The 19,003-nt window shown below is 72.9% G+C and carries 22 protein-coding genes and 1 pseudogene; 15 read left to right on the top strand and 8 right to left on the bottom strand.

Annotated features, from left to right (window positions below; translation table 11 throughout):
• Positions 1 to 19 precede the first annotated feature (19 nt).
• Positions 20 to 1,195, top strand: coding sequence for an erythromycin esterase family protein (locus tag BMX74_RS23190; protein ID WP_091102741.1), 1,176 nt, complete (start codon positions 20 to 22; stop codon positions 1,193 to 1,195).
• Between the two features lie 52 nt (positions 1,196 to 1,247).
• The gene (locus BMX74_RS23185; RefSeq protein WP_055501332.1) at positions 1,248 to 2,186 is read left to right on the top strand and encodes an RNA ligase family protein; all 939 of its coding nucleotides are present in this window, start codon (positions 1,248 to 1,250) and stop codon (positions 2,184 to 2,186) included.
• 41 nt (positions 2,187 to 2,227) lie between these two features.
• Here the strand turns inward: BMX74_RS23185 and BMX74_RS23180 are convergent, their stop codons facing one another.
• Positions 2,228 to 2,671, bottom strand: coding sequence for a MarR family winged helix-turn-helix transcriptional regulator (locus BMX74_RS23180; RefSeq protein ID WP_055501331.1), 444 nt, complete (start codon positions 2,669 to 2,671; stop codon positions 2,228 to 2,230).
• Positions 2,672 to 2,788: 117 nt separating this feature from the next.
• Between BMX74_RS23180 and BMX74_RS23175 the strand changes: the two genes are divergently transcribed.
• Positions 2,789 to 4,303 (top strand): LLM class flavin-dependent oxidoreductase, encoded by a 1,515-nt coding sequence (locus BMX74_RS23175; RefSeq protein ID WP_091102738.1) that lies wholly within the window; start codon positions 2,789 to 2,791, stop codon positions 4,301 to 4,303.
• 21 nt (positions 4,304 to 4,324) lie between these two features.
• Here BMX74_RS23175 and BMX74_RS23170 read toward each other — a convergent pair whose 3' ends face one another.
• Positions 4,325 to 5,521, bottom strand: coding sequence for an MFS transporter (locus BMX74_RS23170; protein ID WP_055501329.1), 1,197 nt, complete (start codon positions 5,519 to 5,521; stop codon positions 4,325 to 4,327).
• 62 nt (positions 5,522 to 5,583) lie between these two features.
• Here BMX74_RS23170 and BMX74_RS23165 point away from each other — a divergent pair, with 62 nt between their 5' ends.
• Entirely contained in the window at positions 5,584 to 5,967 is a 384-nt protein-coding gene (locus tag BMX74_RS23165) for a MerR family transcriptional regulator (protein WP_091102736.1), read from the top strand.
• A 10-nt stretch (positions 5,968 to 5,977) separates the two neighbouring features.
• Here BMX74_RS23165 and BMX74_RS23160 read toward each other — a convergent pair whose 3' ends face one another.
• Together BMX74_RS23160 and BMX74_RS46685 are read right to left on the bottom strand one after the other, a co-directional pair.
• Positions 5,978 to 7,093 carry a carboxylesterase family protein gene (locus BMX74_RS23160; RefSeq protein WP_256257244.1) on the bottom strand — a complete coding sequence of 372 codons (1,116 nt, stop codon included), beginning with the start codon at positions 7,091 to 7,093 and terminating at the stop codon, positions 5,978 to 5,980.
• 20 nt (positions 7,094 to 7,113) lie between these two features.
• Positions 7,114 to 7,293 (bottom strand): annotated as a pseudogene (locus BMX74_RS46685) (carboxylesterase family protein); the annotation flags it as partial.
• Between the two features lie 126 nt (positions 7,294 to 7,419).
• Here BMX74_RS46685 and BMX74_RS23150 point away from each other — a divergent pair.
• Positions 7,420 to 7,815, top strand: coding sequence for a winged helix-turn-helix transcriptional regulator (locus BMX74_RS23150; protein WP_256257220.1), 396 nt, complete (start codon positions 7,420 to 7,422; stop codon positions 7,813 to 7,815).
• Positions 7,816 to 7,873: 58 nt separating this feature from the next.
• Here the strand turns inward: BMX74_RS23150 and BMX74_RS23145 are convergent, their stop codons facing one another.
• A complete protein-coding gene (locus tag BMX74_RS23145; RefSeq protein WP_256257219.1) occupies positions 7,874 to 8,377 on the bottom strand; it encodes a 3-keto-5-aminohexanoate cleavage protein in 504 nt (167 codons plus the stop codon).
• On the bottom strand, positions 8,334 to 8,549 hold the full coding sequence (locus BMX74_RS43240) for a hypothetical protein (RefSeq protein WP_143078735.1): 216 nt from the start codon (positions 8,547 to 8,549) through the stop codon (positions 8,334 to 8,336). Before BMX74_RS43240 ends, BMX74_RS23145 begins: the two co-directional genes overlap by 44 nt.
• Positions 8,550 to 8,669: 120 nt before the next feature.
• On the opposite strand from BMX74_RS43240, the gene BMX74_RS23140 reads away from it, so the two are divergent.
• From BMX74_RS23140 to BMX74_RS46680, 3 genes are all read left to right on the top strand, one after another.
• On the top strand, positions 8,670 to 9,401 hold the full coding sequence (locus tag BMX74_RS23140) for an aminoglycoside phosphotransferase family protein (protein ID WP_091102724.1): 732 nt from the start codon (positions 8,670 to 8,672) through the stop codon (positions 9,399 to 9,401).
• Positions 9,402 to 9,659: 258 nt separating this feature from the next.
• Complete coding sequence (locus BMX74_RS23135) at positions 9,660 to 10,382, top strand: hypothetical protein (protein ID WP_143078734.1); 723 nt, start codon at positions 9,660 to 9,662, stop codon at positions 10,380 to 10,382.
• A 184-nt stretch (positions 10,383 to 10,566) separates the two neighbouring features.
• A complete protein-coding gene (locus tag BMX74_RS46680) occupies positions 10,567 to 11,277 on the top strand; it encodes a DUF6069 family protein (protein WP_143078733.1) in 711 nt (236 codons plus the stop codon).
• On the opposite strand, the gene BMX74_RS23125 is transcribed toward BMX74_RS46680, so the two are convergent.
• Positions 11,168 to 11,809: an MBL fold metallo-hydrolase gene (locus BMX74_RS23125; RefSeq protein ID WP_055501324.1), complete on the bottom strand. Its 642-nt coding sequence runs from the start codon at positions 11,807 to 11,809 to the stop codon at positions 11,168 to 11,170. The two genes, BMX74_RS46680 and BMX74_RS23125, sit on opposite strands and share 110 nt — an antisense overlap.
• Before the next feature lie 67 nt (positions 11,810 to 11,876).
• Between BMX74_RS23125 and BMX74_RS23120 the strand changes: the two genes are divergently transcribed.
• Both BMX74_RS23120 and BMX74_RS44285 read left to right on the top strand, forming a co-directional pair.
• The gene (locus tag BMX74_RS23120; RefSeq protein WP_091102718.1) at positions 11,877 to 12,302 is read left to right on the top strand and encodes a MarR family winged helix-turn-helix transcriptional regulator; all 426 of its coding nucleotides are present in this window, start codon (positions 11,877 to 11,879) and stop codon (positions 12,300 to 12,302) included.
• A 225-nt stretch (positions 12,303 to 12,527) separates the two neighbouring features.
• On the top strand, positions 12,528 to 13,070 hold the full coding sequence (locus BMX74_RS44285) for a hypothetical protein (RefSeq protein ID WP_091102715.1): 543 nt from the start codon (positions 12,528 to 12,530) through the stop codon (positions 13,068 to 13,070).
• Positions 13,071 to 14,157: 1,087 nt separating this feature from the next.
• Here the strand turns inward: BMX74_RS44285 and BMX74_RS23110 are convergent.
• A complete protein-coding gene (locus tag BMX74_RS23110; protein ID WP_091102714.1) occupies positions 14,158 to 14,757 on the bottom strand; it encodes a CGNR zinc finger domain-containing protein in 600 nt (199 codons plus the stop codon).
• A gap of 86 nt (positions 14,758 to 14,843) precedes the next feature.
• Between BMX74_RS23110 and BMX74_RS23105 the strand changes: the two genes are divergently transcribed.
• The 5 genes from BMX74_RS23105 to BMX74_RS23085 all read left to right on the top strand — a co-directional run bounded on the left by BMX74_RS23105 (position 14,844) and on the right by BMX74_RS23085 (position 18,966).
• Positions 14,844 to 15,632 (top strand): MBL fold metallo-hydrolase, encoded by a 789-nt coding sequence (locus tag BMX74_RS23105; RefSeq protein WP_055501320.1) that lies wholly within the window; start codon positions 14,844 to 14,846, stop codon positions 15,630 to 15,632.
• Between the two features lie 236 nt (positions 15,633 to 15,868).
• A complete protein-coding gene (locus BMX74_RS23100) occupies positions 15,869 to 17,137 on the top strand; it encodes an MFS transporter (RefSeq protein WP_256257208.1) in 1,269 nt (422 codons plus the stop codon).
• Positions 17,138 to 17,203: 66 nt separating this feature from the next.
• Positions 17,204 to 17,827: a GNAT family N-acetyltransferase gene (locus BMX74_RS23095; protein ID WP_091102710.1), complete on the top strand. Its 624-nt coding sequence runs from the start codon at positions 17,204 to 17,206 to the stop codon at positions 17,825 to 17,827.
• A 54-nt stretch (positions 17,828 to 17,881) separates the two neighbouring features.
• Positions 17,882 to 18,262 (top strand): PadR family transcriptional regulator, encoded by a 381-nt coding sequence (locus BMX74_RS23090; protein ID WP_091102707.1) that lies wholly within the window; start codon positions 17,882 to 17,884, stop codon positions 18,260 to 18,262.
• Positions 18,259 to 18,966: an RDD family protein gene (locus BMX74_RS23085; protein WP_091102706.1), complete on the top strand. Its 708-nt coding sequence runs from the start codon at positions 18,259 to 18,261 to the stop codon at positions 18,964 to 18,966. The genes BMX74_RS23090 and BMX74_RS23085 overlap by 4 nt, the downstream gene beginning before the upstream one ends.
• The last annotated feature ends 37 nt before the right edge of the window (positions 18,967 to 19,003 follow it).

The following is a 19,003-nucleotide window of genomic DNA, read 5'->3' as shown; positions in this document are numbered from 1 at the left end:
TCAACGATACCGTCAAGGTATGGATATCAAGGACATGGCCTGGCCGCTCGACGGCGAAGGCATCTCGGCGTTCCTCCGGTCGCTCCCCGCCGAGCCCCTGCTGCTCGGCCTCGGCGAGGCCAGGCACTTCGTCGGCGAGCTGGGCGAGGCCCGGAACGAGATCTTCCGGCATCTGGTCGAGCACGAGGGCTACCGGTCGTTCGCCGTCGAGAGCGACTGCCTCATGGGCCTCGTGGTGGACGACTACGTCATGACGGGCGCGGGCACGCTGGACGACGTCATGGAACGCGGCTTCAGCCACGGCTTCGGCGCCGCACCGGCCAACCGCGAACTCGTCCGCTGGATGCGGGCGTACAACGAGGAGCACGACGAGAAGCTCAGGTTCTTCGGGTTCGACGGCCCGCTGGAGTACTGGGCGGCGAGCCCGCGCCAAGCGCTCACCGCCCTGCACGCCCTCCTCGACGGCCCGCTCCCCCGCGCCGTCGTCACCGGCGAGGCCCTCGACGCGCTGCTGGGCCCCGACGACCGGTGGGCGAACGAGGCCGCGGCCATGGACCCGTCCCAATCGATCGGCCGGTCCGCCGACGCCGAGCGGCTGCGGCTGATCGCCGACGATCTGGTGGCGCTGCTCGACACGCAGGCGCCGCAGCTGAGCCCGGAGGACAGGGAGCGGGCGGCGCTGTACGGGCGCACCGCCACCGGCCTGCTCCGCTACCACTACTGGATGGCCGACGCGTCGCCGGTGCGGTGGACCCGGCTGTCGGCCCTGCGGGACGCCATGATGGCCGCCAACCTGCGCGCCGTCGCCGAGCGCGGCCCGGCCTTGGTCTTCGCCAGCAACCTCCACCTGCAGCGGAGCAAGAGCCTCATGCGGTTCGGTGACCAGGTGCTGGAGTGGTGGAGCGCGGGGGCGATCGCGGAGACCCACCTGGGCGACCGGTACGCCTTCCTGGCCTCCGCCTTCGGCGCGGTCGACGGCGACACCCCGCCCCCGGACACCGTCGAGGGCGTCCTGTCCACGCTGCCGTGGGGCCGCTCGGTCGTCGACGCCCGCCGCCTGGCCGGGGCCGTCACGGAACCCGCCGCGCGCGTCTCCCGCGATTTCGCGTACTTCCCGCTGGACCCGGCCCAGCTCGACACGATCGACGGCATCGTCTTCCTAAAGGAGGCAGCCGACCTGAAGAAGCTGGGCTGACCGGAGCGAAAACCAGGTTCGGGCACGACGTGTGGAGAACGAGAATCATGCCATGCGTCATGTGCCCTTCCCCAAGATCCCGGTCGCGTCGAGCGCCGCCGCGGGCCCCGGCGGCAGCTGGATCGCGACCGAGAAGATCCACGGAGCGCAACTGGTCGTCGCCCACGACGGCCGGGAGTTCCGCGTCGGCAAGCGCAAGGCGTGGCTGCGCGGGGAGGAGGCGTTCTTCGGCTGGCAGTTGCTGCGCGGCCGGCTGTGGCAGGCGGCCAGGGCGGCGCTGTCGTCGGGCGGCGCGGCGGTGCGCGTCTACGGGGAGTTGTACGGCGGCCGCTATCCGCATCCCGACGTCGCGCCGGTGGCCGGGGTCGGCGCGGTGCAGACCGGGGTCTGGTACAGCCCTGACCTGCGCTTCGCGCTCTTCGACGTGCTCCGGCACGACCATCCGGACGACGCGGGGCTCTTCCTGCCCTATGCCGACGTGGCGGCGGTGGCCGCGTCGGCAGGGCTCGACGTCGTGCCCCTGCTCGGCAGGGGGTCCAGGCACGAGCTGGACGCCCTGCCGCTGCGGTTCCCGACCCGGGTGCCACGCCTGCACGGCCTGCCGGACATTCCGGGCAACCTCGCGGAAGGCATCGTCATGCGTCCCGACGTCCCCGCGACGGCGGAACAGCGGCCGATCCTCAAGATGAAGATCGAGGAGTTCGACGAGCAACGCTTCGACGAGAGCCGGCCCTGGGACCGGCACACGCACCTCGCCCTGAGCGACTTACGCCGGATCGCCCGGACCATGGTGAACGGGCCGCGGCTGGACAGCGCGCGGTCCAAGACAGGGACCGGGCGCTCCGGCGAGTTCATGGACGAGGTCGTGCTGGACGTCATGGTCGATCTGACCGACGCCTTCCCCACCGCCATGGCGGCCCTCGGCGACGGCGAGGAGGACGAACTGCACGCGTACCTGCGGGAGGTCGTCCGGGAGCTGTGCCAGCGCTGAACAGCCGCGCGGTGCGTGACGGCCGGACCGGGACGCGGAGGTCAGGGCCCGGGGGGCGCCGGGCGGGAGAGCAGGTCGTCCAGCGTGGCCGCCAGGAGGTCGTGGTGTTCGGGCGGCAGCCCTGCCGTCAGGGTCTCCAGGCGGGCGGTGACGGCGTCGTGCGCCAGGGCGGCGACCCGGGCGCCCTCGCCGGTCAGCTCGATGCGGCAGGCCCGGCGGTCGCGCGAGTCGCGGGCGCGGGCCACGAGTCCGCGGCGTTCGGCCCGGTCGACCAGCCCGCTCAGGCTCGACCGCTCCAGGTGCAGCGCCCGGCTCAGGCCGGTCATGCCGACGGGGCCGTCGATGAGGAGGCAGAGCAGCTGCGCCTGCTGCGGCGTGAGCTCGTGCTCCCTGCTCACCTCGGAGAACACCTGCTGCACGGCATGAGCGAGCCGTACCAGCGCCTGGGCGATCCGCCGCTGGGCGGGCTCCGCCGTCGTGACCACGCGCACCTCCCTGACACCCAAGTCTAGTTGACACTGCTTCGCGATACGAAATACTTTTACTTCGCGCCGCGAACAGTTCGTACCGCCACATAACGGCGTGCCCCGAGGAGCGACCCCATGCCCGACTACGGTCACGACCTGATGTTCAGCGTCAACCTCATGCCCGCCGCCGACCAGCCGGACGCCGTCGTCGCCCTGGTCCAGCGGGCCGAACGCGACGGGCTCGACCTGGTCACCTTCCAGGACCACCCGTACCAGCCGGCGTTCCTCGACACCTGGACGCTGCTCAGCTACGTCGCCGCCGCGACGAGCGGCATCCGGATCGCGGGCAACGTCCACCCGCTGCCGCTGCGGCCGCCCGCCATGCTCGCCCAGGCCGCCGCCAGCCTGGACATCCTCAGCGGCGGCCGCTTCGAGCTGGCCCTCGGCACCGGCGGGTACCAGGACGCCATCGCCTCCATGGGCGCCCCGCGCCTGACCCCCGGCCAGGCCGTGGACGCGCTGGAGGAGGCCATCGCGATCATCCGGGCCGCCTGGGACGTCGACGCCCCCGGCCCCATCACGCACGAAGGCAGGCACCACCGGGTGGTGGGCGCGCCGCGCGGGCCGCGGCCCGCCCACGACATCGCCGTCTGGCTCGGCGCGTACAAACCGCGCATGCTGCGCGTCACCGGCAGGCTCGCCGACGGCTGGCTGCCCTCGCTCCCCCACCTGCGCGACCCGGCCGAGCTGGCCGCGGGCAACGCCGTCATCGACGAGGCCGCCGCCGAGGCGGGCCGCGACCCGCGCGCCGTCCGCCGCCTGCTCAACCTGGCCGAGCCGCTCCCGCCGGAGCGGCTCGCCGAGATCGCGCTGACGTACGGGGTGAGCGTGTTCACGCTCATCGTGCGCGACCCGCGCGAGCTGCGCCGCTGGGCCGCCGAGACGGCTCCCGCGACCCGCGAGCTCGTCGCCGCCGCCCGCGAGGGGAAGACCGCTCCCACGCCGACGCCTCCCGAGGCCCGCGCCTCCCGGGCCGCCGCCCCGCTGACGGCCGTCCCGCTGGCGGCCGTCCCCACCCCCGACGACGGCGTACGCCTCAGCCGGACCCGCGTCTGGGACGAGTCCACCCGCCCCACCGGGCCCGCCCCCGACCCCGGCCGCCGCTACACCCCCGCCGAGCAGGCCGCCGGGCAGCACCTCGTGGACGTCCACGACCACCTGCGCGCCGAACTGGCCCAGCTCCGCGACCTCGTCGCCCAGGTCGCGGCGGGCACCCTCGACGCCGCCACCGCCCGCTCGCACATCAGCGAGATGACGATGCGGCAGAACAACTGGACGCTCGGCGCGTACTGCGAGTCGTACTGCCGCCTGGTGACCATGCACCACACCGCCGAGGACGCCATGCTGTTCCCCCGGCTGCGCCGCGCCGAGCCCGCGCTCACGCCCGTCATCGACCGGCTGGAGGAGGAGCACCAGGAGATCCACAAGCTGCTCGACCGGGTGGATCGCGCGCTGGTCGCGTTCGTCACCGACCCCGCCGCCCTCGACGGCCTGCGCGCCGCCGTGGACCTGCTCACCGACAGCCTGCTGTCGCACCTGTCGTACGAGGAGCGCGAGCTGGTCGAACCCCTGGCCAGGCACGGGATGTGACGGAACGGCCGCCGCGAGGGGTCAGCGGCGGGCGGGGAAGGCGTGGCGACGGGACACCGCCGCGACCGCCAGGGCGGCGGCGGCGAGCGGCAGGCCCGTCCACGGCAGCGCCGCCGCCCCGGCGCCCTCCAGCACCAGCCCCCCGGTGAACGACCCGGCGGCGATGCCCAGGTTGTAGACGGTCGTCTGCATGGACGTGGCGACGTCCGCGCCCTCGGGCCCCGACGCGCGCACCAGCGCCGTCTGCAGCAGCGTCGGCACGCCGCCGAACGCCGCGCCCCACACCGCCACCGCGGCCAGCGCGAGGGGGCCGCCGGCCGGGCCCGGCGCCGCCGTCCCGAGCGCGAGCATCGCGGCGGCCACCGCGCCGAGCGCCGCCAGCAGCGTGCCGCGCGGCCGGCGGTCGACGACCGCGCCCACGACCCAGATCCCGGCGACCGTCGCCACGCCGAACACCAGCAGCGCCGGACTCGCCTCTCCCCAGCCGGTACGCTCCACCAGCGGCGCCAGGTACGTGTACACCGCCTGGTGCCCCAACAGGGCGAGCACCGTCACGCCCAGCACGGTCCTGATCCCGGGCAGCGTCGCGACGCCGCGCAGCGGCAGCCGCGCCCCCGCCGCCTCGCCGGGGAAGTCGGGCACCCGCAGGCGCACCCACGCGGCCAGCGCCGCCGCCGCGACCGCGAGCGTCCAGAACGCCGCCCGCCAGCCGAGGGCCCCGGCCAGCGCCGCCCCCGCCGGGATGCCGGCGCACAGCGCCACCGTGATGCCGGCCGACACGATGGCGATGGCCCGGCCCCGCCGCTCCTCGGGCGTCATCCTGGCGGCGTACCCGACGAGCATCGCCCACATGACGCCGCCGGTCACCCCGGCGAGCAGCCGCGCCGCGAAGGTCAGGGCGTACGAGGAGGAGGCGGCGGTGACGGCGTCGCAGGCGGCGAACGCCAGCAGCACGCCCACGAGCAGGGGCCGCCGCCGCACGCCCCGCAGCACCGCGGTCAGCGGGATCGCGGCGAGGAAGGAGGCCGCCGCGTACCCCGACACCAGGAACCCCGCCCGCCCCTCGGTCACGCCCAGCTCGCCCGCCATGCCGCGCAGCAGCCCGGCGGGCAGCAGTTCCGTCATCACCGCGGTGAACGCCGCGCAGAACAGCGCGAGCAGGCTCCCGAGCGGGAGCCGGGCCGCGCGGGGAGCGTTCGCGATCGTCGTACCGGTCATGCGACCATGCTGAAACCCTCACATCAGTGTGAAGGCAAACGGCGCTCACCGGGAGGAACACCATGAAGATCGGCGAGCTGTCGCGGCGCACCGGCGTGCCCGCCCGCATGCTGCGCTACTACGAGGAGCAGGGCCTCCTGCGGCCCGACCGGGCCGGCAACGGCTACCGCGACTACCCGCCGTCGGCGGTCGACCGGGTGCGGCAGGTCCGCGGCCTGCTCGACTCGGGCCTGACCACCGACATCATCCGGCGCGTCCTGCCCTTCCTGGAGAAGCCGACCGACCTCCACGTCCACCCGGAGTGCGTGACGCCCGAACTGGTCGAGCTGGTGCGCGCGGAGGCCGACCGCATCAAGGCCCGCATCGACTGCCTGAGCCGCAACCACGACGCGATCCGCGCCTACCTCGACGCGGTGACGGAACGCCTGCGCCACACCGCCTCCTGACGCTGGAGGGTCAGGCGTTCATACGGCCCGAGGGCAGGTCGCGCAGGCGGGAGTAGTGCTCGTCCAGGAAGGCCAGCCGGGCTGCGTCCGGCAGCGGGCCCTGCGTGATGCGGGCGGCGAAGCTGAGCGCGGCCGGGCGGTCCGGGACGTACGGCTGCCACGACGGCCGCCCGCCGCCGTTCGGGTCGCCGGTCGCGGCGAACGCCGTCCAGTAGCCCGACAGCGTCGCCGCCAGCTCCCTGACGATCGGCCGCCACTCCCAGTCGCGGGCGTCGAGGGTGCCGAAGGCGTACGGGATCTCGCAGGCGTGGAACGCGCCGGGCCGGCCCTCGGCGTACCCGTCGGGCACCGGCGGCTCGTGCTCCCAGCGGTACAGCCACGTCGCACCGCCGGTGCGGGCGTGCAGCCGCGCCCAGGTCCGGTTCTGCCAGGTGAAGATCCGGTCGCCGTTGGCCGTCGCGCTGGCGGTGACCGCCTCCTCGTCCGTCTCGGCCGGGTACAGCGAGAGGAACCGCAGCTCGGCCGGTCCGAGCGCGCGCAGTTCGTCCAGCGAGCGGACCCCGAGCAGGCCGGTCAGGCGCGTGCCGCTGCGCTCCGCCGCGGGCAGGTCCTGCAGGAGGTCGTTGATGCCGACGCTCTCCGCGACCGGTCCGAACAGCCCGCCGCTGCCCACGATGGCCCGGTGGAACAGTCCGCGCGCCAGGGGCGAGCTCATCAGCGCGCTCACGGCGGCCGCTCCCGCCGAGACGCCGGCGACGGTGACGCGGGAGGGGTCGCCGCCGAAGGCCGCGATGTTCTCCTGCACCCAGCGCAGCGCGGCGATCTGGTCGAGCAGGCCGTAGTTGCCCGACGCGCCCTCGGGCGACTCCGCCGTCAGCCACGGATGGGCGAGGAATCCGAGGCGGCCGAGCCGGTGGTTGACCGTGACGGCGACGACGCCGGCGCGGGCCGGCGCCTCGCCGTCGTAGTCGGACGAGGGACCGGCGCCCGCGGAACCGGAGCCGTACAGGAATGCGCCGATGTGGAACCAGACGATGACGGGACGCGGCTCCTCCGGCTCGGCCGGGCTCCACACGTTGAGGTAGAGGCAGTCCTCGCTCTGCGGGCGCTCGCCGGGGAAGTACAGCGAGGAGGGCGGGACGGGCTGCTGGGGGCGACGGGCCCGTACGCGGTGGCGGGGCGCACGCCCTCCCAGAACGCGGGAGGCCGAGGCGCCTTCCAGCGCAGCGGCCCGACGGGCGGTGCGGCGTACGGCACGCCCTTGAAGACGCGGACGTCGCGGCCGGCACCCAGCGCGCCCTCCAGCCGTCCCTGTACGACGCGCACCTGTGTGAGCGCGGTGGATCTGGTCACCTGTTACCCCTTTGCTGATATCGATTGGACACCTGGTAACCGTAGGAGACTGCCGATATCCTAGGAAGACGGCACTTTCTGATACGAGGTGAGCTACAGGTGACCACCCCGGCGGCGCACCCCTCCCCCGGAGACCTCTTCGACCCGGCCTGCCCCACCCGGCAGGTGCTCGACCGCATCGGCGGGAAATGGGAGTCGATGCTCATCAAGGTGCTCGCGGACGCGGAGCCCGGCGAGGTCCGCTTCGCCGAACTGCGCCGGCGCGTCACGGGCATCTCGCAGAAGATGCTGTCGCAGACGCTGCGGTCGCTGGAGCGCGACGGCCTGGTGCGACGGCGGGTCGAGCCCACCGTGCCGCCCGCCGTCCACTACTCGCTGACCCCTCTCGGGCGCTCGCTCGACGGACCGCTCGCCGCCGTCCGCGCCTGGGCCGAACGGCACATCACCGCGGTCGTGGCGGCGCGGGCCGCGTACGACGAGGCCTCACCCTCCTGACGGGGCCGCCGGAGCTGGACCTCCGCGGCCTCTGACGGAACATCACGATGTGGCGCGATCACGGCGAGCCACAGGGGCGGGGAGGCCCGACGACGGAGGTCCGGTCCGTCCGCGCCCGGCGGGCGCAGGTGGGCCGGGGTGCGGGGAGGGCGAGGAGGCGTTCGGTCTGCTCGACGGTGGCGATCTCCAGGTCGAGGTCCCGGGCCAGCCGTACGGCGCGCTCGACCTGCGGCAGGTTCCCCAGTCTGAGCTCGCCCAGGTACAGGACGTCCTCCAACCGGGCGCGGGCGTCGCCGCCGAGGGCGAGACCGATGGCGGCGAGTCGCAGGTTGGCCCGTCCGATGGCGATGACCCGCCAGATCGACCCCTCGGGCAGGCGGCCGACCATCGTCTGCAAGTACTCAGGCGTGGCGGCCATGCCGCCACGCCACGCGAGCCGCCAGGACGGCGTTAGCGGGCCACCGGTTCGGGGTGGGAACCGTGGCTCTCGGTTCCCGATCGGCGGGCACGAGTTCCTGTCAGCCGATGGCGGAGACCGACGAGTGAGCGCCCACCGTGCCACTGATCAGGCGCTGGAACGACGTGTCCCGCTGCGGGCCGGTGCGGTTCGGGGCGAGGATCTCGAACCCGTCGCCCGCAGCGTCCCGGGCCTCGCAGCCCACCGCGGTGGCGCTGGACCCGCCGCCGGAGCAGCCCTGTGCCGAGCAGCCGCCCGTGCGTGGCCGACCACGCATGCTGCTGCACCCGTCAGTTGATCAAGAACGATGGGCTGGGTTCGGCCAGGTTCGATGGCGTGGGGGATCATCGGGATCAACACCGTCCCCGCTCAGGCGCCGAAGAGGAGAACTCCCGCCATGCGAGACGTCCCGGCTGAACTTCCCCTGACCGGAGGGCGCATCACCTCAGGTGTCGTCCGCGTCGCCGATACCGTTCGACGCCCCGCCACCGACTCCTCCGCCTTCGTCGCTCAACTGCTCGCACACCTTCAGCAACACCAGTTCCCCGGCGCACCGCGCTATCTCGGACGGGACGAAGCCGACCGTGACGTTCTCAGCTACCTGCCCGGCTGGGTTCCAGCCAAGTTCCGGCACTGGAGCGACACCCAGATCGCTTCAGCCGGCGTGCTTCTCCGCTCGTTTCACGACGCCACCCGCGACAGCGGCCTCACCGGCGAGCACCCGGTCGTCTGCCATCACGACCCCGGACCGAACAACACGGTGTTCCGGGCCGGGCTTCCGGTCGCCTTCATCGACTTCGACACCGCCGCCCCCGGCGATCCGCTCGAAGACATCGGATACATGGCCTGGACGTGGTGCGTCTCCTCCAAGACCACCGCGCCGCCGGCCGCCGCGCAAGCCGCCCAGGTGCGGGTCCTCGTCGATGCCTACGGACTCACCGCCGCGCGCCGCACTGCCGTTGTCGACGCGATCCTCGACCGCCAGTCCCGCAACATCCGCTGGTGGACAGAGCGCCTGACCGACCCCGGCCCCGGTCCAGCCAGTCCCGGAGAGATCATCGCGTGGTCCGAACGCGAATACGCTTACACCAGCACCAACCGCCCCGACTTCGCAGCGGCACTGCGATGACACCAGGTGCGAGGCCACTCGTTCGGCGCCCTGACATCGAGAGTTCAGAGAAGCCCGCATCCACTGCCGATGCTGAGCGTCAACCGTCCAAGCGGATGGTCTGACGGGAACAACCCTCGCCGACCTCGGAATCCCCGCACCACCGCGCCCAGGACTTCGGGGAGAGAACCTCGGTCCACTCGATCATCGACGCGGTCTCACGCCCCACCTCGCCGCGCCAGTTGACGCCGACTCGCTGTGATCGACATGCTCACGGCCATGACGAACGGCGCCCGGCTGAATCTCTCCGAAGGGCCAGAACCCGGCACGGAGCTCTTCAGCAGCCACCGCGCGTTCAAGCTCTGGGCGTATTCGCCCTCGCACAGCCGGTTGCTGCTGCGCAGCTCGGCCGACCCCGACCCGCAGTTGCCGGACCTGCACGAGACAACCGTGGAGATCCTCTTCGCGCCCGTGGACGCCATCAAGGTCAACTCCGTCTATGACGGGCTGACGATCAGACGCGCGACACTCGAAGAAGCCGACGGCATCAAGGCCGCAGCACGTCTCGACGGTGGCGGACACGTCCTCATCCTCGAAAGCCGAGGCATCCGCGATCACGTCGTGACCGGCGGGATCTGCTGGCACGAGGGCGTCCTGAGCCCAACCCGACTGAGCTTCTTCGCCGGCATCCTCCCCGACCAGCCGGCATGGCCCCGGCATCCCCTCGGCCCGGGCTACGACGCCGGCCTCGACATCGCGTCGGCCGAAGAACTCGTTCACGAACTCACCACGGACGACACCAGTTCCAAGCCCAGAGGCAAGTACCGAACCATCTACACGGTGGTGACGCGCGTCGAGCACCAGACCAGGAGCGGCGCACCCGAGATCGAGATCGCCGGCGCCGGCGCCTTCCTGACTCGCAGCGAGGCCGAGGACTTCCAGGCGCGACTCAAGCCAGTGGTCGCAGACTCCTGGGTCGAAGAGATCCCGATCGCCATCTGAGTCGCCGCTGGTGCGGAGAAGCGAGCATGCGGCCGTCTTCGGGTCCGAGTTCGCCATCCGGTGCCCCTCACGAGGTGGGTTGTGGCAGCGACTCCTTGGAGTGCCTGCCGCAGGCCGAGCTCGCACGCCCGCCGGCGCCCGGTCAAGTCGTGATCAAGGAGGGTGAAGTGGACCTTCGTCGCCGGTGCACGATTTCCTCGGCAACCGCGTCCTCCCGGCAGGGGCGCCGACGTCCTCATGGGCGACGAACGCACCGCCAGGCTGTGCCCACCGTCAGCTGGAGACCCGAGCCATACCCACGGTGAGCCGGCGCGCCGACCCTCCGGCCTCCGGCCGACTATGTGCGCCTGCTGCTCGAAGCCGGCGCCGACCCTGGCGCCCGCCTCTGGGCAGCACCCCGCTGGAGAACGCCATTCTCTCCCGCAGCACGGAGATCGTCGATCCTGCTCGCCGAGCACGGGATCGTCCCGCAGGCCCTGCGGACGTACGCCGCCTGCGGCCGGCTGGATCTCGTACAGGCCTGTTTCGACGCGGACGGCGGACTCCCGCCGGACGCCGCATCAGCACGCCCCCAGCTCGCCGACGCCGGAGCCGGCCGCCGCCGGCCGACGATCTGGAGGAGATCGTCGGGGAGGCGTTCGTCTTCTCGGTCGTGGGCATCGTCATCGCGGCCGCTCTCCTTCGCTGGAGCGCTCGTCCCGCCGAGCGATTCATGTGGATGGCGTCGCTGGTCCCGGCCTTCCTCTCCGGGGCGAACACCGCCACCACCGGCCGCCCCGGCGGACTCAGCCGATCTGGATGGATGCGCCCGCGACCAGGCGGTGGAAGCGGCCCCCGGTGCCGGGCCCCTTGTCGCCCAGCAGGCCGGCGATCATCGTGGCGCCGACCTCGTTGAGGGCGCCGTCGTGGATGGCGCAGGTCCGTCGGGGGGCCACCGCGCGTACGTAGTCGATGAGCTGCCCGGTGGTGGACCAGGGGCCGTGCACGGGCAGCAGCAGCGTGTCGATGGCGGCGTCGGGGACGGTGAGCGCGTCCCCGGGGTGGAACAGGGCATCGTCGATCAGGAAGCCGATGTTGCCGATGCGCGGGATGTCGGGGTGGATGAGCGCGTGCCAGGTCCCGTGGACCTTCACGTCGAAGCCGGCCGCGGTGAAGGCGTCGCCCTCGCCGACGGACGTGACCCGAGTCCCGAGGCCGTCCATCTGCCTGGCGACGGAGGCGTTCGTCCAGATCCGCAGGGCCGGGTTGCTCTCAGCCGCTCGCCGGAGCCTCTCCTCCGAGAAGTGGTCGAAGTGCTCGTGGGTGACCAGGATCGCGTCGGCGCCGTCGAGCGCCGCCGGTTCGGTGAGACCGCCCGGGTCGACGACCAGGCGGCGGCCGTCCTTCTCAACGCGGACGCAGGCGTGGCCGAACTTGGTGAGATTCATGACGACCCTTCAAACTATACAACCAGACTGTACAACTAGGTTACATAGATTGGGATAGGATGAGACCATGGACGACGACGCGCTTGCCGAAGACCTGCGACAGGTGATCGGGGAACTGGTCCGCGCCGTGCGGGTCTCGGACACCATGCCCTCCGGGGAGTCCGCCATCCTGGGCCACCTCGACCGCGACGGCCCCCGCACCACGGCCGACCTCGCCCGCCTGCGCCGCGTGACCCACCAGGCAGCCGCCAAGTCCGTGAAGGAACTTCTCTGCGACGGCTTGGTGCGCGCCGAACCCGACCCCCGCGACGGCCGCAAGCTCCTCCTGCACATCACCGACGTCGGCCGCGCCCACCTTCAGCGGGAACGCGCCCAGCGCGCCGCCCGGCTCAACGCCGCGATCACCGACACGCTCCGCCCCGAGGAGCAGCAGCTGCTCCGGGACTGCGTTCCCCTGCTGGCCCGCCTGACCTCCCGGATGACCGAACCCTGACCATGCGGCCGGCAAGAGACTGCAGCGCGGCGGACCGCGATCCCGACATGGCTGACCCCGGCGAGCCGTACGGCACCCCTCTCACCAAGAGCCAGAGCGGGACAGGAGAGATGACCGAGAGTGTCGGCAAGGCATGAATCTGCAACCTTCGCGGGCATAGCAAGTAACCGCCGATGAAGCTGTCATGTCTTGGTAACCCCCCATACCCCGACAGGGAGCGCTCCGGTGACCTCTCGTTCCTCTCGGCAGAGCCGAGGCACGCGTGTCCTGATCGCCGTCGTCACGGCCGTCGCCGCCCTCGGCGTGCTCGTACCTGCCGCGGGTCCCGCCTACGCGGTCACCCTCGTGCAGTGCCAAGGGACCGAGACGGTGACGTACGACCCGGGGGTCACCTTCACGCCGCACGACGTCCAGCTCACGGTGAGCGGCGAGTTCAGCTCCTGCGTCGACGGCACGGGGCAGGCGAAGAGCGGGACGTACGGGGAGCAGTTCACGATCTCGGTCGGCTGCAACGACCTGTTCGACGACTTCGAGGGGCAGCGGGTCGTCGAGTGGAACGCCGGCGACAGCAGCGTCATCGAGGGCACCGGCAGCAGCACCGCCGTGGCCGGCCAGGTCGCCACCACGTTCACCGGCACGGTCGTCCAGGGCCGCTTCCAGGGCGAGCCGGCCGTGCAGACGATCACGCTCGCGCAGACGCAACTCCTGCGATGCTTCACCACCGGGCTCACCAAGGCGACCGGGCTGACGACACTCACCATCACCTGAAGAGGCCACTCGCCCGAACGGGCATCCAGAGCCTGCAACGTGCCGGCTTCGAATCCACATGACGGCTCCGCGTAGGTGCAGGCCGGCCAGGTAGCTGTCGGGTGTCTTGTCGAACCGGAAGGCCGGCCCACGCCATTCGCCCGTCCCCGCTCCCGGCCCTGTCCCGGCCGGGGTCACCATCGCGGGCGTTCTGCCCCTTCGACGCAGCCCCTTCTCCTGGTCGGCCGCCTCTCGCAACGCTGCGGCCAACTCGCCGTCCAGGACCATCCCGGCAGCGTGGTGATGGGCGCGGGGAGATCCGATGCTCCAACCGGCAGGCCTCGCCGCTGTCTCGTCGCGCAGCCTAGGTGCCGAAAGCCCTGCCCGATTGGACGCGGCTCGGAGCTTCGCCGGCTGGAGGATGTGGCGGTTCCCGCACCGAGGAGGGCCGCGCCCCCATGCGCGCTGCACACTTCGCGCTGATCACGCAACAGTCGATTACACTCTGCGATCGACCGATCACTCGATCGCAGAGTGATCCACTACAAGGAGAACAGAGGCTACAGATGATCCGGCGTCTTGCCGTCACCGCTCTCATGGGTGCGTCGCTGCTCGCGGTCGCCCCTACCGACCCGACGCCCGCCCCCACCACGTGCTGGTGCACGCTGTGGCAGGTCATGACGAACACCTGCCCGTGCGCACAGCCTGCCGTGCAGAACGGTTAGCCCTGCGGGCGTCTGTCGTGGCGGTGCGGGCCAGGCTTGTCAGAGCCGCGCCCACCCCGCCCGCTCGCCACCGGCGTGGGGGCGCTGTCGCACCGGTGGGGCCTTGGTCGGCGCACCGGTTCCAGGCATCCAAGGGCGTTCACAAGTGCGCAAGGCCGTTTACGGGAAGCCGCGGTTCCCGCAAGCCGCCGAGAGGCGCGGCGGACACTGGATGCGCCGGGTGGAGATCGACGCCGCCGAGGAGAGCCACCCGGACAGCGGTAGACGGCAGGCGCATGCATCCCGCCTGGGCCCCGACGAGCCGATCCAGGCGTGGAGGAGCATGCTCGTCCCGATGCCGCATGAGGCACCGCCGCGGCGGTCGAATCGGGGATGAGGGTCCGTCAGCCTGGCTTCGGCTGGGTGCGGCGGGCGTAGGCACGGGCAGCGCGGGCGCGGTCGCCGCAGCGGACGGAGCACCAGTGGCGGCGGCCGTGGCGCAGCAGGTAGCGGTTGCAGGGGGTGGATCCGCAGTCGGTGAGGCGTTCGGCGTCGGGGCCGGTGAGCAGGTCCGCCGTGTTGGCCGCGAGGGTCGCGAGAGCGCGGTCGAGGATCTCGTTGGTGGGGCACGGCGTCGCGCGGTAGGGGCCGTTCTTCTCGTCCCAGTGCAGCAGGGCGGCGGTGGGGGCCTTGCTCAGCGCGTCGTTGACGGCGGACAGAGCCGCGGGCAGGGCGGGCAGCCCGGCGACGCGGGCCGCGAACAACGCCCTGACGTGCTCGCGCAGCGAGCGCAACTGCGTGGCGCACATCTCCTGCACCCCGGCGTCGGCCGGAGCGAGACCGCGTTCGGCGAGCCAGTGGTTCGTCGTCTCCGGGGTGCCGAGGAGATCGATGAACTGCCCTCCCGGCAGCGCGATGGCGCTGTTGACGAAGTCGAGGGCGAGGTAGTCCTCCGCCCCTGGCGCGGGCGGCAGAACAGGTTCGGCGGTCGGGGTGCGGCTCATGGCTCTCATGGTACGGCTTGCATTCGTCCGTGAGACGCCACTACTGTCATCACGGATAAATCATTGCTAATCCGTGAGGTGCCTGGATGGCGAGTTTCAGCACGACCACCGAGCAGATCCCCGTGCGCGTCCTCGGCGGCCCGACCGCCCTTTTCGAGTACGGCGGCCTGCGGTTCCTGACCGACCCGACCTTCGACGCTCCCGGCTGTTACGACGTACCGGGCGGCCGGCTGACCAAGACGGCTCCCCCCGCCGCCGTACCGGCCGACCTCGGCCGTATCGACGTGGTCCTGCTCTCCCACGACGAGCACCCCGACAACCTCGACGACTCCGGGCGCGCGCTGCTCGCCGGCGTCCCGCTCACGCTCACCACGCCCGGGGGCGGGCAGCGCCTGGGGAACGGGGCCAAGGGGCTGGCCGACTGGGAGCCGATCGAGCTGAACCGTCCCGGCGGCGGCACGGTCACCGTCACGGGCGTACCCGCCGTCCACGGACCCGGTCCACGCGAGGAGGTCGAACCGATCACCGGCCAGGTCGTCGGATTCGTCCTGACCGGGGAGGGGCTGCCCACGATCTACGTCAGCGGCGACAACGCCTCGCTCGACCTGGTCAGGCAGATCGCCGACCGATTCGGCCCGGTGGACACCGCCGTCCTCTTCGCCGGAGGCCCCCGGTTCCCCGTCCTCTTCGACGGCGAGCTGATCGTCATCGACAGCGCACAGGCCGCCGAGGCCGCCGAGATCCTCGGCGCCCGCCGGGTGGTTCCCGTCCACTACGACAGCTGGGCCCACTTCACCGAGGGCCGCGACGAACTGGTGGCCGCCTTCGCCGACGCCGGGTTGCTCGACCGGCTGGACCTGGGCCACCGGGGCTGACCCCGCGACCGGGCGGGCGCGCCGCCGACCGGCCCCCTGCGGGACCGGTCGATCTCCGGCTCGGCTGCCCGCCCGGTGTGCCCCACGTCGTCCACCACGGTGCGGACGTCGAGCGCGGTGCACTGCCGCTTCCCACCAGGCCACGCCCAATGTCGCTTCCCCGCCGGCCCGACGTGCCGGAACCGCGCCTCCCTCGGCGTCCGGTCCGGTCGCCCCTCTCGAAAGAACACTCTCCCGTGACGACTGACGTGCCTGCCCGGATCGAGGACCTCCCGCGCCGTCAGGCGCAGCGCCGCTCCCTGATCGTCCTGGTCGCCGCCCAGGTCCTCAGCGGCGCCGGGCTGGCGGCCGGCGTGACCGTCGGCGCCCTGCTCGCGCAGGACATGCTCGGCTCCACCGGCCTCGCCGGCCTGCCCAGCGCCGTGGGCACCGCCGGCTCCGCGCTCGCGGCAGTCGCCGTCGGACGCGTGTCCCAAGCCCACGGCCGCCGCCCTGGCCTTGCCGCCGGGTACCTGGCCGGCGCCGTCGGCAGCGTCGGCGTCATCGCCGCCGCCGTCGCCGGCAGCCCCGTCCTGCTGTTCCTCGCCCTGTTCGTCTACGGCGCCGGCACGGCCACCAACCTCCTGGCCCGTTACGCCGGAGCGGATCTGGCCGCCCCCGCGCACCGAGCCCGCGCTGCCTCCACCGTGCTGGTCGCCACCACCCTGGGCGGCGTGGCCGGGCCCAGCCTCGCGGCGCCCACCGGCCACCTCGCTCACGCCCTCGGCATCCCCGACCTGGCCGGGCCGTTCCTCCTCGCCGGCGCCGCCTACGCCCTGGCCGCTTCAGTCCTGGCCATCTGGCTACGCCCCGACCCGCTGCGGCTGGCCCGCGCTCTGGAGGCCGAAGCCGCCGCCGCGCCGTACCGGCAACCGGGCGACGCCGACGGCCGGCCACGTCCGGCTGTCGAGAGGCGCCGCCCAGCTGTGCTGGTCGGTGCGCTGATCATGGTGGTCACCCAGCTGATCATGGTCGCGATCATGACCATGACACCCGTCCACATGCACGACCACGGGCACGGCGCCGCCGCCTCCGGCCTCATGATCGCCGTCCACATCGGCGCGATGTACCTGCCCTCGCCCCTGACCGGCTGGCTCGCCGACCGCTACGGCAGCCTCACGATCGCCGCCGCCTCCGGATCGGCTCTCCTGGCCGCCGGAGTCGTCGCCGCCCGCGCCCCCGACGACTCCGTCGCCTCGTTCGCGGTGGCCCTCGCGCTGCTGGGGCTGGGCTGGAACCTCGGCCTCGTCAGCGGCACCGCGATCATCACCGACGCCGTCCCGCTGGCCACCCGCGCCAGAACCCAGGGCCTGGTGGACGTCTCCGTCTCCATCGCCGGCGCCACCGGCGGCCTGGCGTCGGGCCTCGTCGTCGCCGTGGCGGGCTACCCTGTCCTCGCCATCGGCGGCGGCGTCCTGGCGCTGGCCATCGTGCCGGCGGTCGTCGCCGCAGCCCGCAGCCGGTGAGCGCCAGATCGCTTGTCCTTGGGCGGGTGTTCACCCTGGAGAGGCGTCGGGTGCTGGAATGGCCGGATGCGTACGCTTGCCGATCTGCTCACCGCCGCCGCGGACGGGCGTCCCCCCGCGCCCGACGGCTCCCTCACGGTCCTGCCCCAGCCGTCGCCCCGCGACCTGGGCGTCATCGCCTTCACCGGGCACAACGTGGTGTTCGCCGACGTCGATCACGCCTGGATCCGCGACCGGCTGCCCGGCGACGACGTCGCCGCGCCGCTCGCCCCGCCGTTCCTTCGGGCGCTGGAGGAGCTGACGGGCCGCCGCGCCGAGGGCGTCGACCTGCTCGCCCTGGCCGGTCCGCTGACCGGCCCTCCCCCGCTCCCCCTGACCGAGGTCACCGACAGCGCCCACCCCCGCGTCGTACGGGCCCGCCGCCACCGTACTTCCGTACGGGTGTGGACGTCCGAGGAGGGCGTCGTCACGGTGGGACGCGGCGTCGCCGGGCGGTGGGAGGCGGCCGTCGAGGTCGCGCCCGAGCACCGGGGCCGCGGGGCGGGCCGCCTGCTGGCGCGGGCCGCGCGGCACCTCGCGCCCGGCCCGCTGTGGGCGCAGGTCGCGCCCGCGAACGCGGCCAGCGTCCGCGCCTTCCTCGCCGCCGGATACCAGCCGATGGGCGCCGAAGCCCTCCTCACCCTGTCCTGACCAGGTACGACCCGATGCCTTGTCGCGCAAGGTATCGGGTCGTACGATGATGACGTGCCCGACACCGCCGACTCCGGATCCGCGACGCTCGCCCGGCTGCGGCGGGAGCTCGCCCGGGGCACCGCCGAACTGGCCGTCCTGTCGATACTCGGCACCGGGCGCCGCTACGGCTACGACCTGATGAAGACCCTCCAGCAGGCGGGCGAGGGCGTGCTGGAGATCAAGGAAGGCACGCTCTACCCCCTGCTGCACCGCCTGGAGGACGCCGGTCACATCACGGCCGTCTGGGAGGCCGACGGCCGGGCCAGGCCGCGCAAGTACTACGCCATCACACCATCCGGCCGCGACCACCTGAGGCTGCTCCGCACCGAGTGGAGCGGGCTGGTCAACGGCATGCGGGACCTGCTCGACGCACTGGAGGAGGAGGCGACATGAACGACGACCAGCGCCGCATCGACCACTACGCCGACGCGTTCGAACGGCGGCTGGCCTGCTCCGCCGCCGAACGCGCCCGGCGGCGGGCCGAACTGGTCGAGCACCTGACCGACGCGGCGGAGGCGGGCGACCTCGACGACGCCCTCGCCCGGCTGGGCGACCCCGAACACGCGGCGGAGGCCTTCACCCGTGGAGGGTCCGCCGCCGAGGCGTCGTTCGGCCGCCGGATCGGGGCGGCGCTGGTCGACAACCTGCCGCTCGTCGCCGTCGCCGTGGGACTGCTGGTCCAGAGCGCGAGCCGGGGCGGGACGATCGCGGGCGCGTTCCCGCCGTTCGTGTACGTGCGCAGCCGCGACTTCTGCGTCTCGCTGCTGCCCACCGCCTGCTCGCAGGACGACGGCGGGCTGCTGCACGCGATCGGCCTGCCGCTCGCGCTCGCCTGGTCGATCGTGGGCCTGGCGCTGCTGGAGAGCCGGTCCGGGGCGACGCCGGGCAAGCGGCTGGCGGGGCTGCGCGTCGTCACCGAGGCGGGGCTGCTGTTACGACCGGGCCAGGCCCTGGTACGCCGCCTGTCGTTCCTGCTCGGCCCGGCCGCCTGGCTGGACTGGCTGCCCTTCCTCTCCGGGGAACGGCGCCGGCTCCTCGACCACGTCACCCACGCGAGGGTCGTGACAGCGGCCGGGCCCGCCGCCGACCGGGACTGACGTGCTGCCGGGCGCCGTCATGCCGGCGGTGCGCGGC

Source organism: Nonomuraea pusilla, from assembly GCF_900109355.1.
Classification (GTDB): domain Bacteria; phylum Actinomycetota; class Actinomycetes; order Streptosporangiales; family Streptosporangiaceae; genus Nonomuraea; species Nonomuraea pusilla.
The sequence above is the reverse complement of the archived record's forward strand: the minus strand, read 5'-3'. Positions and strand labels throughout refer to the sequence as shown.

Excerpts from the sequence above, each read along its gene's own strand:
- BMX74_RS43240 (WP_143078735.1), bottom strand. The coding sequence starts at position 8,549 with ATGCGTGGTCGGCCACGCACGGGCGGCTGCTCGGCACAGGGCTGCTCC.
- BMX74_RS23175 (WP_091102738.1), top strand. The coding sequence starts at position 2,789 with ATGCCCGACTACGGTCACGACCTGATGTTCAGCGTCAACCTCATGCCC.
- BMX74_RS23165 (WP_091102736.1), top strand. The coding sequence starts at position 5,584 with ATGAAGATCGGCGAGCTGTCGCGGCGCACCGGCGTGCCCGCCCGCATG.
- BMX74_RS23110 (WP_091102714.1), bottom strand. The coding sequence starts at position 14,757 with ATGAGCCGCACCCCGACCGCCGAACCTGTTCTGCCGCCCGCGCCAGGG.
- BMX74_RS23095 (WP_091102710.1), top strand. The coding sequence starts at position 17,204 with ATGCGTACGCTTGCCGATCTGCTCACCGCCGCCGCGGACGGGCGTCCC.
- BMX74_RS23185 (WP_055501332.1), top strand. The coding sequence starts at position 1,248 with ATGCGTCATGTGCCCTTCCCCAAGATCCCGGTCGCGTCGAGCGCCGCC.
- BMX74_RS23085 (WP_091102706.1), top strand. The coding sequence starts at position 18,259 with ATGAACGACGACCAGCGCCGCATCGACCACTACGCCGACGCGTTCGAA.
- BMX74_RS23120 (WP_091102718.1), top strand. The coding sequence starts at position 11,877 with ATGGACGACGACGCGCTTGCCGAAGACCTGCGACAGGTGATCGGGGAA.
- BMX74_RS23125 (WP_055501324.1), bottom strand. The coding sequence starts at position 11,809 with ATGAATCTCACCAAGTTCGGCCACGCCTGCGTCCGCGTTGAGAAGGAC.
- BMX74_RS23135 (WP_143078734.1), top strand. The coding sequence starts at position 9,660 with ATGACGAACGGCGCCCGGCTGAATCTCTCCGAAGGGCCAGAACCCGGC.
- BMX74_RS23140 (WP_091102724.1), top strand. The coding sequence starts at position 8,670 with ATGCGAGACGTCCCGGCTGAACTTCCCCTGACCGGAGGGCGCATCACC.
- BMX74_RS23170 (WP_055501329.1), bottom strand. The coding sequence starts at position 5,521 with ATGACCGGTACGACGATCGCGAACGCTCCCCGCGCGGCCCGGCTCCCG.
- BMX74_RS23190 (WP_091102741.1), top strand. The coding sequence starts at position 20 with ATGGATATCAAGGACATGGCCTGGCCGCTCGACGGCGAAGGCATCTCG.
- BMX74_RS23105 (WP_055501320.1), top strand. The coding sequence starts at position 14,844 with ATGGCGAGTTTCAGCACGACCACCGAGCAGATCCCCGTGCGCGTCCTC.